Genomic DNA, 12768 nt, shown 5'->3' on the forward strand with positions numbered 1-12768 from the left:
CTTGTTATGAAAAAAGTTATGGACCTTGATTCGGCATGTTTAGATGGTTTCCCTTTTGTCAAAATGGTTGCCTCTGGCAACGATTTTATTCTTATTAATAATTTCGAAAAACGTATTCCTGCTGAGTGGGGGCCAGAGCTTGCCAGAAAGCTTTGCCGACGGGCGTTTTCAGTAGGAGCAGATGGTCTTATTCTGATTGAACCTCCCAAAAGCCAGAAGGCCTGTTTTTCCTGGCGTTTTTTTAACGCTGACGGTAGCGAAGCGGAAATGTGCGGTAATGGTGGCCGTTGTGCCGCAAGGTTTGCGGTGGCTGAAGGCTTATGTCCCCCTGAACATGTTTTTGAGACTTTGGCTGGGCTTATTCGTGCCGAAGTAAAAGAAAAAAAGGTTAAAATAGAACTTTCTCCTCCCCATAGCCTTAGAATAGATTTTGCTCTTGACGTTGATGATCAAAAATTTTTAGCCTCTTTTATTAACACGGGAGTGCCTCACGCTGTTTTATTTTTTGCTCCTGAAGATCTAGCTAGACTTGATGTCAAACAACTCGGCTCAAAAATTCGCTTTCATCCCGCATTTGCCCCTTCAGGCACTAACGTAAACTTTGTAGCTACTCTCGGGGAAGATAATCTAAAAGTTCGTACTTACGAACGAGGGGTTGAGGCGGAAACTTTTGCCTGCGGTACAGGAGCATGTGCTTCCGCTATCATCGCTGCTCAAAAAGGCCTGATAAAGCCCCCAGTTACTGTGGAAACTAGTGGTGGTGAAAAGCTTAACATTTATTTTGATCCCAAAGATGTATCTCGCGTTTTTCTAGAAGGAGAGGCACGATTTGTTTATCAGGCTTCTCTCTCCAAAGAAGCTTTAGAATAACCCAAAGGAGGAAGGCATGCCTACGCGCAAATGTGGCCGCAAAACCTGCAAAACAAACAACAAAAAAAAGTTTGAAGGGGCTATTGTGGCCCTTATTACCCCTTTTAAAGACGGAAAATTAGACGAAGAGTCATACCGAGCTTTGGTTGAGTGGCAAATCAAACAGGGGATTGATGGCCTTTTAACCGTAGGGACAACAGGAGAATCTCCTACTCTCACTCTTGAAGAAAAAAAGCGCCTTTACGAATTGACGGTAGAAATAGCCAACGGGCAAGTTCCTGTTATTGCCGGCACAGGTACCAATGATACGGCTAAAACTATAGAGATGACCAAGCTTGCCGCGGATATTGGTGTTGATGCCTGTCTTTTGGTAACCCCTTATTACAATAAACCTAGCCAGGAAGGGCTTTATCAGCATTACAAGGCAGTAGCCGAAGCAGTAAAAAATATGCCCCTTATCCTCTATAATGTTCCCAGCCGCACGGGAGTATCACTTGCCCCTGAAACCGTGGCTAGGTTGTCAAAAATTAAAAATATCGTAGCCATTAAAGAAGCCACCGGTTGCATGAAACAAAACACGGAGATAGTAAGGCTTTGTGGCAACAAATTCTTGCTTCTTTCAGGTGATGATTTTACCTGTTTTACCACCATGGCTCTTGGGGGAGCAGGGGTAATTTCTGCTGCAGCCAACGTCATACCTAAGGAAATGGCTAATCTTATGAAAGCGGCAAAAGAAGGTAAATGGGATAAAGGTCTTAAGCTTCATCTAAAGCTTTATCCCATGTTTAAAGCCTTGTTCTTGGAAAGTAACCCCGTGCCTGCTAAAACGGCCCTTTATCTAATGGGTAAAATTGCTACGCCAGAGGTACGTTTGCCCCTTGCCCCTATGAGTGAAGCCAACCTGGAAAAACTTAAAGAAGTACTTAAAGAGTACAAATTGATTTAGCTGGAGGGAACCATGATTAAGGCCATTGTTGCTGGTGCGGCCGGGCGCATGGGCACGCGTATTATTCACAATATCTTGAATACAGAAGGCATAGAATTAGCCGCGGCTTTTGAAAAACAAGGAAGCCCCGCTGTAGGAAAAGACGTAGGCGAAGTAATAGGGCACTCCCCTCTTGGCATTGTTATCGAAGATTCTCTTGAAAAAGTTATCGATAAAGGCGATGTAATTATTGATTTTACCTTTCATGAAGCTTCGGTAGCCAACGCCAGGATTAACGCTAAATATGGCAAGGCCATGGTGATAGGAACTACAGGTTTTTCTAAGGAAGAACTTGCGGAAATTCATGAGCTTGCCCGTAAACATTTTCCCCTTGTTCAGGCTTATAACATGAGTCTTGGCATTAATTTGCTTTATAAGCTGGTAGAGCTGGCTACTAGGGTGTTAGGGGAAGACTTCGATATAGAGATAGTTGAAGCACACCACCGTATGAAAAAAGATGCCCCCAGTGGAACAGCCATAGCTTTGGCCAATGTTATAGCTAAAACCCTTGGGTGGGATGAATCAACTTTTCGCTTTTGTCGGGAGGGGATTATCGGTGAACGCCCTAAAAAAGAAATTGGTATCCAGACTATCAGGGCTGGCGAAATAGTCGGCGAGCATACAGTATATTTTGCCGGAACAGGTGAAAGAATAGAACTTACGCATCGGGCAGCCAGCCGGGATACCTTTGCTAGAGGGGCGGTAAAAGCTGCTTTATGGGTAGTGGGCAAAGAACCAGGAGTCTATGATATGCACGACGTCCTGGGGCTTAAGTAGTTTATTTCGGACAACTTGCACAGAAAAGGCAAGGGAGGGTTTTTGGGGAACAAATTTGCCCATACAATGGGCGATTATCTCATAATTCTGAGACCTTTGAAAAAAATAATTTTAATTTTGTTTTCTATTCTCCGTTTTGGCCATTAAAGCAAAAATTTCTGATTTCTATCCCTTTTGCTTTTCTCTTCTCCTTCAAAATTTCTTAATTTTTACAGGTTTTAATCATATTTTCCTTATTATTTCCTCCTTCATCGCAGTATTATCCTATTATCTTTTATCTATTCAATTTTTCCTTCTAAATCGCCTCCTTTCTCCTCGTCTGCCACGCTAAATTCAAAAGATTATACGTAAAACAGGTTAAAAATAAATGAATTTCGTTGGCAAATAGTCCCACATATCTCGCCTTCTCCCTCTGAAGATGTAAGGAAAAAATGCCAAATACTCGCTCTACCTTGGCCCTTATACGAGAAAAAATTCGATTCCTCTTCTTCTGTCTGGCCGAAAGGGGCCTATTCCTCCTGGCCTTTGCTAAAACTCCACAAAATATCCCCTTCTTACGACACCTCCTCCTTAACTCTTGCTTATCATAAGCTTTATCTGCAAAAACACTTGCCTCTTCTCCTTCAAGTAATTCATCAAGAACTTGGGAATCGTGCACGTTAGCTGGTGTGCAAACGAACTCTGAAACAAACTCATTTTTAACGTCAATAGCAATATGGTCTTTGTAGCCGTAGACAGTCTTTTTGCCTTTTTTGATAAAAGAGGCATCATCATCCTTGCCAGGACGTCTAGCCGCTTTAACCAGACGAGCATCAATGATTTTGCCAGAGCGAAGTTCAAAACCCTTCTGAGCGAGCTGCCGTTTAAGTTCTTCAAAGCACCTACGATAAAGGTTCAAGGATTTGAGATCAGAACGGAAGCGAGATATAGTAGAGTAGTCAGGAACGGGGTCAATAGCAGAGAGGCCAAGGAAGCGACGGTAGAAGAGGTTGCCTTTGAGCATAAGTTCCATTTCCGGGTCAGAGTGGCCGTAGATTTGTTGAATGATGAGGATTTTTAGCATCTGGACGGGGTTATAAGCCTTGCGTCCAACTTTAGAAGGATGAAGAGAAGCGAGGATTTGTTGAAAAGGATCCCAATTGATGAGTTTATTGATACGAGCCAAGATGTCATCAGGCAAGTTTTGATAGATAAGATGTTCGCCTATAGTTAGATTTGTATTGTTTTCTCTGAACATAAATGTAGCTCCTTTAGTTTTTAAGTAGATTTATCATGAGAAATATTACTATTCAACAAATTTTGCAAAGGTCTCGTGATAATCTTTGATGTACTTTATCAGTAGTTAATTTTGATATTAAATTTTTATTGTTGGCAATGTCTTGGAGATAGAAGAACTCGTCAGGGAATGAGTTCTTTAAGAAATGGAGAGATTTTGTAATTAATGAAGATACTCTTTTCTTTAAATTCCTTCTTAATGAAATCGCCAAGTAATTTTCATATCCTGGTAAAAAATCGTCATATAAATTTAATATGTTTTTCGTTAAAATAAAAATTTTGGAGTTCTCCTTTTTGAGGAGAGCGTCGGATAACTTGTCTAATAATTCTTGAATATCCCATAAATCAATATAGCAGTTAGAAGTTTTTATGTTTATTATTTGACCTTGATATTCTATGAATTTTTTGTCTTTTATTATTTTTCTTAATCTGTAAATAGTTGTTTCTAGTGCATGTATGGCGGCATCTCCTTCTAATTCAGGCCACATTAGATCTATAATGTATGAGATGTGGCTCTTCCCTTTGCTCATAATCAGGATTAATAGTAATTCTATTGGTTTATAGGGAAATTTTTTTGTGCTTTTCCAATTAATATTTTCAATTTCTATTTTAAATTTACCTAAAGTATAAGTTTTAATTTTGTATGGCCATTTACATTTTTCTTCCCAGAAATAAGGTGGATTTAGGTTTTGTTTCCAAATAACCTATTGCGCGAATTGGGGAAGAATTTTCTTTTCTAAAGCTGTGGCATATAAGTAAGACATTACTTTGTGATTAGTCCACCACATGAAAAAATGTAATTTCTTTTATTTCCTAGGTAAAACGCTCTTTTTAAAAATAGGTTTCCTAATAGTTTTTCTCCGCCTATTGGAAGATCTTCAGGTTTATAATGTAATAACAAGTCCCAAAGTTCTAGTTTTAAAATTCTTAAAGTTTTACTTTCTGGCCTTCTTATCATGAGAGCTAAATAGTAAGAGCTTTTTAGGTCAAATTCTAAATCTTTTGTTACTTTAATGGATTTTAAGTTCCCATTTTTTCTATCCAGTTTATGTATCCATCTAGTTCTTCAAACTTATTTCCGGAAAAATAAATACTTTTTATAACTAATGGCCATAACAAGAAAGTTTCTAACTGATTATTTTGATAGAGAGCGTTTTTAAAATGAGAACAAATTATAAGACGGGCTTTAGAAGGATCTTTATATATCTGAAGCTTAAGTTTTTCTAAAAGATATTTTATAGAATTACATAATTTCAACTTAATCCCCAGCGAACTAATTTTTGGCGGAGTGTTTTGCGGTCTATTCCCAAAACTTTAGCTGTTTTGCTTTTGTTACCTCCGTATTTTTTGAGAATCCTCAAAATATATCGCTTCTCTACTTCTTCTAAAGGAAGGTCTTCGGCCAAGACTTCATCTTCTTGTATTTCAAAGCCTATAAGCTTTAGATCGGCAAGGGTTATATGACTATTGGTGGCAAAAATGACCAATCTTTCAATTGTATTTTCCAGTTCTCTAACATTTCCTGGCCAGGGGTGTTTGCTAAATCTTTTTAAAACCTCTTCTTCAAAATCAAGAATATTTTTGTGATACTTACGCCCAAATTTTTGTAAAAAATAGCGAGCCAAAAGGGGAATATCTTCTATTCTTTCCCTTAATGGAGGTAAATTGAAAGAAACTACGTTTAAACGATAAAATAAATCTTTTCTAAAAGTTCCTTTCTTGACTTCTTCTTCTAAATTTTTGTTAGTAGCGGCAACAATGCGCACATCTACTTTTACAACCTTGTGGCTCCCTACTGGAGAAATCTCTTTGTCTTCTACGGCTTTTAACAATTTGGCCTGAATATCTATGGAAATGTTTCCTATTTCGTCAAAAAAGATGGTCCCCCCATTGGCTAGTTCAAACTTGCCAACTTTATGTGAAGTTGCTCCGGTAAAAGCGCCTTTCACATGCCCAAAAAGCTCACTTTCAAAAAGAGTGGGAACAAGGGTGCCGCAATCTACCGCTACAAAAGGTCCCTGCGCCCGGGGGCTTAATTCGTGAATTTTACGGGCTAAAAGACCTTTGCCTGTCCCTGATTCTCCAGTTATGAGAATAGTTGAGTCTGTTTGGGCTACTACCCGGGCCAGCTGTATTATTTTCTTAATAGAAGAACTTTCTCCTATAATAGCTATTTTGCCTTCTTTTTCCTGAAGAGTTCTCTTTAAATAAAGGTTTTCAAGGGCTAGGCGTCTTCTCGTTAAGGCCTTTTCTACCGCTAGTTTCAGTTCATCGGGATTGAAAGGTTTTTCTAGAAAGTCACAGGCTCCATTTTTCATAGCCTTTACCGCACTTTCCACGGTGCCGTAAGCGGTGATGATGATAACTTCGGTAAGAGGATCTATCTCTTTGATTTGTTTTAACAAATCCAGGCCGTTTATATCTGGCATTCTGAGGTCTAGTAAAACGGCATCAAATTCATACTGGGAAAGGAGGCCAAGGGCCTCTCCCGGCCGGGCAGCCATATCCACTTCATAGCCGCAGCGAGTCAAGACGTGGAAGCAAGCGTCCCTTATTCCAGGATCATCATCTATAATGAGAATGCGAGGTTTACTCATAGTTCAAAATCACCCTGGGGAGTTTTACTCGAAAAACAGTACATCCTGGACGACTTTCTACCTGGATTTCGCCCTGGTGCCTTTTTACTATACCGTAACATATGGCCAGGCCTAGCCCTGTTCCTTTACCTCCAGACTTTGTAGTAAAAAACGGCTCAAAAATACGCGGACGAATTTCAGGGGGAATCCCAGGTCCATTATCTTCTACTTCAAAAATTACCGTATCTTCTGGTGACAAATAAGCAGTTCTGACAATTATGCGACCTTTGCCTTCTAAGGCTTCAGCCGCGTTAGTAATTAAATTCAATACTAATTGCTCAAGTTGGCTACGGTTACCATGAATTAAGGGCAATGTTTTTTCTAGTTCCCAAACTATGTCAATTTCTTTAAAAAGGCGATGTCCTTCTACAAGGGAAAACATATTGATAATTAAACGGTTGAGGTCTAACGGTTCAATAGAGCCAGGCTCTCGACGGCCAACGTTTAAAAGGGCTTTGGCTATAATACGACAGCGGGTAGCCAGCTTAATGATTTTATCAACGTAATCGGCCTGGAGCCCCTCGGAAGGTAAATCTTCTTTTAAAAGATTGGCGTAGAGTAATATGGCCCCTAAGGGGTTATTAATTTCGTGGGCAATGTGCCCGGCCAAATTCCCCATAGCGGCCAGTTTTTCCATTTGGAACTCTTCTTTTGCTTCCCGAGAAGCAGATTTTAAAAGGATTAAGATTAAATCGTCTGGATAGGGAGAGATAATTGTTTCTATAGGACTCCCTTTTTTGCTCCTAAGTTTAAAAAAACCATAACTTTGAGGGAATTCTTCAAATAAGTCTTTTATGTTCCCTAAGGGTGCTTTGATATTGAAAAAAGACAAAAAGGCCTCATTAGCTGCTACTAAATTTTTCTGGGCATCAAGAAGAGCCCAGGGAGCTTTCATCCTTGTTAATCTTGTAACAACCTTCTTTTTTATAAATAGGGACGTGTTATATTTTCCCACTGTGGAAAATTTTATCACTTTTTTACAAAAATTTCTGCAAAACGATTTATTACGTCTAGGCCTAGTAATAATTATAACTTTGGCCTGTTATGTTTTGTCCCGAAAGCTTATTGTAGAAACAGCCCACCGTCTTTCACGTCGTTCCCCTAACCGCTGGGATGACTATTTCTCGCAGTTCAAAGTTTACGATATCGCCGCTTACGCTATTGCCCTTCTGGTATTGTTTTATGCGGCTAATTTAGTCCCTGCCTGGAGTTCCATAATTATTCGCCTGGCTGAAGTTGGGTGGGTATTTGTAATTGTTGTTTTTATAGATCGCCTTCTTTCGGTAGGCACGGCTATTTATGAAACCCATCCTATTGCCAAAGAACACCCTATTAAAGGGTATGTTCAAATAATAAAGCTCTTTGTATACGCCGCGGGAATCATTATAGGCTTGGCTACCCTTCTTGATCGTTCTCCCTGGGTTTTTCTATCTGGTTTAGGAGCTTTGAGTGCAGTGCTTTTGCTCATCTTTCGCCATACTCTTCTTTCTTTTGTGGCTAGTTTCCAGATTGTTTCTCAGGATTTATTCCGCCTGGGGGACTGGATTGAAATGCCCAAATTCGGTGCTGATGGCGAAGTCATAGATATAGCCCTTCACACGGTAAAAGTGCAGAACTGGGATAAAACCATAGTGGTTATTCCCACTTACAAATTTCTAGAAGAATCCTTTAAAAACTGGCGAGGAATGGAACTTGCTGGAGGCCGTCGTATAAAAAGAGCCATACTGGTTGACCAGGCTACAGTTAAGCTTCTTGATCACAAGCTTCTAGAGCGGCTGAAAAAAGTTCATCTTCTTAAGAATTATCTTGAAGAAAAAATAAAAGAGATTGACGCTTATAACCGCGAACAAGGGATTGATATAGAGGCTTCACCTCTTAACGGCCGAAGGCTTACTAACTTAGGGACCTTTCGTATCTACATCGAAGAATACCTAAAGCAACATCCCAAAATCAGGAAAGATATGACGCTCATGGTAAGGCAGCTGGCCCCTACGCCACAGGGCCTTCCTCTTGAGGTCTATTGTTTTGTGGCTGATACCCGCTGGATCCCTTATGAAAAAGTCCAGGCCGATATTTTTGACCATATTCTTTCTACCGCTGGAGAGTTTGATTTGCGGGTTTATCAAATGCCTACCGGAGCCGATTTAAAAGAAGGTCTCTCGTCTTTAATAGCCAAAAAAGATTTGACTTAGGAGAAAGTATGGAACCACGGGATTTTTTGCCAGAAGATTACCGTGTTTTTGCTCCCTGGGAAAAGGTGACGGATAGAATACTTACTCCGATAGAACGCTTTATCAAGTCGCAAACGGCTACTGCCCTTTCTTTGATGATTATGACCGTGGTATCTCTTATTCTCGCCAACTCCCCTTTGAGTGAAGCCTATCATCATTTCTTTAAAACTCCTATCACTTTATGTTTTGGTGATCATTGCTTTAGCCTTACCCTGCATCACTGGATAAATGACGGGCTTATGACCCTTTTCTTTTTCCTTATAGGTCTGGAAATAAAGCGCGAAATACTGGTAGGTGAGCTGGCTAATCTGAAAGCGGCCCTTTTACCCGTGTTAGCAGCTATAGGAGGGATGATTGTTCCGGCTCTGTTTTACGTGAGTATGAACTACGGGAAACCCACTATTGATGGCTGGGGAATTCCTATGGCCACAGACATTGCCTTTGCCATTAGTGTTATTGTTTTGCTTGGCCGCCGTATCCCCACCTCCCTTTTAACGTTTCTTGTTGCTCTAGCCATTGTTGATGACTTGGGAGCGGTTTTAGTCATTGCCCTCTTTTATACAAAATCAATAAATTTTGTGGCCTTAGGAGTAGCGGCTTTAATCTTGGCTGGTTTGACCATTTTAAACTTAGCAGGTATTCGTCACGTACTGCCTTATTTTTTAGGAGGGCTTTGTGTTTGGGCAGCCATGTTGGTATCCGGGGTTCACGCTACGGTGGCTGGAGTCCTCACGGCTTTTACTATTCCCTCAACGCCAAAGCTAAATCCTTTGCATTTTAGAGGCACTCTAAATCTCTTATTAAAGGGAAAATGTAAACCATCTACAGATCCACGAATATTGACAGAAACGCAGCAAACAATAGTAGAGGCTGTGCATACGGTTGCTGTGGAGGTGCGCTCTCCTCTCTGGCGCATGGAACATGCCCTTCATTTGCCAGTGGCTTTAATTGTCATACCACTTTTTGCCTTGGCAAACGCCGGCGTAAAACTTGATCTTTCGGCAATAACAGCTATCTGGCAGGACTCCATCGCCTCTGGGGTATTTTTGGGCTTACTTTTAGGAAAACCCCTTGGCATTGTAAGTATGACCTGGCTCGGGCAGAAACTCAAATTAGTTTCTTTTCCCCCAGGAGTTAAGCTGGTCCATTATGTTGGTGTAGGCCTGTTGGCCGGAATCGGTTTTACCATGTCAATTTTTATCGCTGAACTTGCTTTCTACGGAGAAGCCGACCACCTAGCCAAGGCCAAGGCCGCTATTATATTGGCCTCTTTTATGGCTGGAGTTCTTGGTTACACCTGGCTACGACTGTTATCTACAAAAAAGAATTAGCCTTTCTTGACATTAAACTCCAATTTTAATAGCCTTATTTTATGAAACTTTTCCCAAAATAAGGCTATTATTTATGGACTACCTTCCAAGAAAAATAGAGAAAGATCTGGAAAAGTGGATTTTTAGAAGAGAAATTATTTTACTAAAGGGACCGCGGCAAAGTGGTAAAACTACTATTTTGAAGTATTTTTGTCAGAAATTCGGAGGCCAGTATTTGAGCCTTGAGATAGAAGACTACGCCCAGGCCATAAAAAGAGACCCAATCAAATTTGCCCGGAGATACCTTAAGAAAAAAAATCTTTATTTAGATGAAGTTCAATACGTAAAAGATATAGGGCGCTTAAATAAAGATTATTCATGACCCTAGGTAGAGCTCCCTGTTTTTATCTCTAAAGAGCTATTCCCTTTAAAGGACATTCTTCGCAAAGAGGTTTTTTAGGACGGCAAAAATTTTTGCCGCAGGCCACCAGTAGAGCATGATATTCGTTAAAAAGCTTTACATCTTTAGGAAGATTTTTCATAAATAAACTTTGTAGATCTTCGTAAGACATATCTTCATGGGCCAGTCCGTGACGGAGAAGAATTCTACGAGTGTAGGCATCAATTACAAAAATGGGGAGGTTCCCTGCGTAAAGTAACATGGAATCTGCGGTCTCAGGCCCAATTCCCTTCACTAAGAGAAGCTTTTCACGTGCCTTTTCAAGGCCTAGAGAAAATAAAGCTTCAAGTTCTCCGTGGTATTCTTCAACCAGGAGATGCACAAAATTTTTTAGCCTTTTGGCCTTTACTCGAAAATAACCAGCTGGTCTTATCAATTTAGCCAAGGTTTCATGCGAAATTTCATAAAGTGCCTGTGGATAAAGGAGATTATGGGCTTTCAAATTAGCTATGGCTCTTTCTACATTTTGCCAGTTGGTATTTTGGGTCAAGATGGCCCCCACACAGACTTCAAAATGGGTCTCTCCTGGCCACCAGCCCTGTGGCCCAAATTTTTCAGACAGTTTTTTATAAATTTCTTGTAAAATATGACCAATAAGATCCATTTTTACTGGTTTAACCGTTAGCCAGGTTAGTAAGAAAATATACTAGTTACCATTAGCTTAGCGCCAATAAAGTGTTCTTTAAAGGCTCGCTGTGACACCGGAAGCGGGGCATTGCGAGGTTACGTTAGCAGCCGAAGTAATCTTTGTCGCCAAGCGACTGTGGCGCTGTGGCGATCTTCTCTATGTTTTTTTGAATTTTGGAAAGGTCTTTGCTAAAAGCATCGCTAAGGGCAGTGAAAAGAGCTGTGTTTAGCGCTAATATTAGCTGGAGTAAAAATATTATCAGGAAAGGAGATCTGATATGCAGATTATTTGTGCCCAATATATCATTAGCGGGGGTCACGAAATCCCACTTATAGATAGCGCTATAGTTGTCGAAAATGGAAAAATACTGGATATGGGTGCCAAAGACGATATTGTTTCTCGTTATCCCCTGGCAGAAATAATAGATTTCGGGGATAGCATTATCTTCCCAGGTTTAGTAAATGCTCATACCCATGCTTCTATGACTATATTTCGTGGCCTAGCTGATGACCTACCCCTCATGACCTGGCTTGAAAACTATATCTTTCCTGTGGAAAGGCATCTTAAACCAGAGTGGGTATATTGGGGAGCTAAGCTGGCTATCGCTGAGATGCTACGTTCAGGCATAACCCTTTTTGCCGATATGTATCTCTTTGAAGAGGAAGTTATTAAGGCCGTGGAGGAGACGGGAATAAGAGCCACTCTGGGAGAAGGGCTTTTTGACTTTCCTTCTCCCAACTATGGTCCCCTGGAAAAGGGATTAGCCCTGACCGAAAAGTTGCTTAAAGATTATGCGGGACATCCCAGAATAAAAGTCATGGTCTGCCCTCACGCTGCTTACACCTGCTCGCCTGATACCTTAAAAGCCGCGGCAGCCATCGCTGAGCGTTATGATACCCTTATCCATATTCACCTTTCAGAAACCAAAGATGAAGTAGCCTTAATTAAGGCTCGTTATGGCCAAACTCCCCCTTTTCATCTAGACTCTCTTGGTCTTTTGAATGAACGACTCTTAGTGGCTCACGCTGTCCAGCTAACCGATGAGGAAATTGAACTTTTGGCTAAACGCCAGGTCAAAGTAGCCCATTGTCCGGAAAGCAATCTTAAATTGGGCTCAGGAGTAGCTCCAGTGCCGGCTTTACTTGAAGCGGGGGTGTGCGTGGGAATCGGCACTGACGGCCCGGCTAGTAATAATGACCTGGATTTAATAGGAGAAATGCGATCAGCCGCCTTAATTCAGAAAGGCCTTACTTTTGACCCCACCAAACTCCCAGCTAAAGACGCCCTCAATATGGCTACTTCTCTGGGAGCTAAGGCCCTGGGATGGCCAGAGCTAGGCCGCTTAGTTAAGGATAGTCCTGCAGACTTGGCCGTCATCAAACTATCTTCCTCTCATTTGACCCCTTGTTATGATCCTCTTTCAATATTGGTTTACAGCGCCAGGGCCGGAGACGTAACAGACGTTATGGTGGCCGGAGAATTTATTATGCGTGATGGCCGTATTCTTACTTTTGATGAAGAAGAGGCTAAGAAAAAGGTATTTGAAATTAGTCAAGAAATAAAAACTCTTTTAGCTGGACAAAATTAATTTTGAAC

At 40.9% G+C, this 12768-nt stretch carries 13 protein-coding genes; 7 read left to right on the forward strand and 6 right to left on the reverse strand.

Annotation, left to right across the window (positions count from 1 at the left end; genetic code table 11):
* Positions 1-6 precede the first annotated feature (6 nt).
* The 3 genes from dapF to dapB are packed head-to-tail and all read left to right on the forward strand — an operon-like array spanning position 7 to position 2632.
* A complete protein-coding gene (gene dapF, locus THEIN_RS05715) occupies positions 7-870 on the forward strand; it encodes a diaminopimelate epimerase (protein ID WP_013907737.1) in 864 nt (287 codons plus the stop codon).
* Between the two features lie 16 nt (positions 871-886).
* Complete coding sequence (dapA, locus tag THEIN_RS05720; RefSeq protein WP_013907738.1) at positions 887-1816, forward strand: 4-hydroxy-tetrahydrodipicolinate synthase; 930 nt, start codon at positions 887-889, stop codon at positions 1814-1816.
* A 12-nt stretch (positions 1817-1828) separates the two neighbouring features.
* The gene (gene dapB, locus THEIN_RS05725; RefSeq protein WP_013907739.1) at positions 1829-2632 is read left to right on the forward strand and encodes a 4-hydroxy-tetrahydrodipicolinate reductase; all 804 of its coding nucleotides are present in this window, start codon (positions 1829-1831) and stop codon (positions 2630-2632) included.
* Between the two features lie 295 nt (positions 2633-2927).
* On the opposite strand, the gene THEIN_RS05730 is transcribed toward dapB, so the two are convergent.
* The 5 genes from THEIN_RS05730 to THEIN_RS05755 form a co-directional block, all read right to left on the reverse strand.
* Entirely contained in the window at positions 2928-3869 is a 942-nt protein-coding gene (locus THEIN_RS05730; RefSeq protein ID WP_013907740.1) for an IS5 family transposase, read from the reverse strand.
* A gap of 52 nt (positions 3870-3921) precedes the next feature.
* On the reverse strand, positions 3922-4437 hold the full coding sequence (locus THEIN_RS05735) for a hypothetical protein (protein WP_169311154.1): 516 nt from the start codon (positions 4435-4437) through the stop codon (positions 3922-3924).
* A 233-nt stretch (positions 4438-4670) separates the two neighbouring features.
* Positions 4671-4865, reverse strand: coding sequence for a hypothetical protein (locus THEIN_RS05740; RefSeq protein ID WP_041434548.1), 195 nt, complete (start codon positions 4863-4865; stop codon positions 4671-4673).
* Positions 4866-5160: 295 nt separating this feature from the next.
* Positions 5161-6504 (reverse strand): sigma-54-dependent transcriptional regulator, encoded by a 1344-nt coding sequence (locus THEIN_RS05750; protein ID WP_013907742.1) that lies wholly within the window; start codon positions 6502-6504, stop codon positions 5161-5163.
* Positions 6497-7438, reverse strand: a complete 942-nt coding sequence (locus THEIN_RS05755; RefSeq protein WP_013907743.1) for a two-component system sensor histidine kinase NtrB — start codon at positions 7436-7438, stop codon at positions 6497-6499. Before THEIN_RS05755 ends, THEIN_RS05750 begins: the two co-directional genes overlap by 8 nt.
* A 61-nt stretch (positions 7439-7499) precedes the next feature.
* Between THEIN_RS05755 and THEIN_RS05760 the strand changes: the two genes are divergently transcribed.
* The 3 genes from THEIN_RS05760 (at position 7500) to THEIN_RS05770 (ending at position 10466) form a co-directional block, all read left to right on the forward strand.
* Complete coding sequence (locus THEIN_RS05760; protein ID WP_169311155.1) at positions 7500-8735, forward strand: mechanosensitive ion channel family protein; 1236 nt, start codon at positions 7500-7502, stop codon at positions 8733-8735.
* A gap of 8 nt (positions 8736-8743) precedes the next feature.
* Complete coding sequence (gene nhaA, locus THEIN_RS05765; RefSeq protein WP_013907745.1) at positions 8744-10105, forward strand: Na+/H+ antiporter NhaA; 1362 nt, start codon at positions 8744-8746, stop codon at positions 10103-10105.
* Between the two features lie 73 nt (positions 10106-10178).
* Positions 10179-10466 (forward strand): AAA family ATPase, encoded by a 288-nt coding sequence (locus tag THEIN_RS05770; RefSeq protein ID WP_013907746.1) that lies wholly within the window; start codon positions 10179-10181, stop codon positions 10464-10466.
* Positions 10467-10494: 28 nt separating this feature from the next.
* On the opposite strand, the gene THEIN_RS05775 is transcribed toward THEIN_RS05770, so the two are convergent.
* Complete coding sequence (locus THEIN_RS05775; RefSeq protein WP_013907747.1) at positions 10495-11148, reverse strand: endonuclease III domain-containing protein; 654 nt, start codon at positions 11146-11148, stop codon at positions 10495-10497.
* A 301-nt stretch (positions 11149-11449) separates the two neighbouring features.
* On the opposite strand from THEIN_RS05775, the gene THEIN_RS05780 reads away from it, so the two are divergent.
* Entirely contained in the window at positions 11450-12760 is a 1311-nt protein-coding gene (locus THEIN_RS05780; protein WP_013907748.1) for an amidohydrolase, read from the forward strand.
* The last annotated feature ends 8 nt before the right edge of the window (positions 12761-12768 follow it).

Origin of the sequence: Thermodesulfatator indicus DSM 15286 (assembly GCF_000217795.1) — a bacterium.
Lineage (GTDB): Bacteria > Desulfobacterota > Thermodesulfobacteria > Thermodesulfobacteriales > Thermodesulfatatoraceae > Thermodesulfatator > Thermodesulfatator indicus.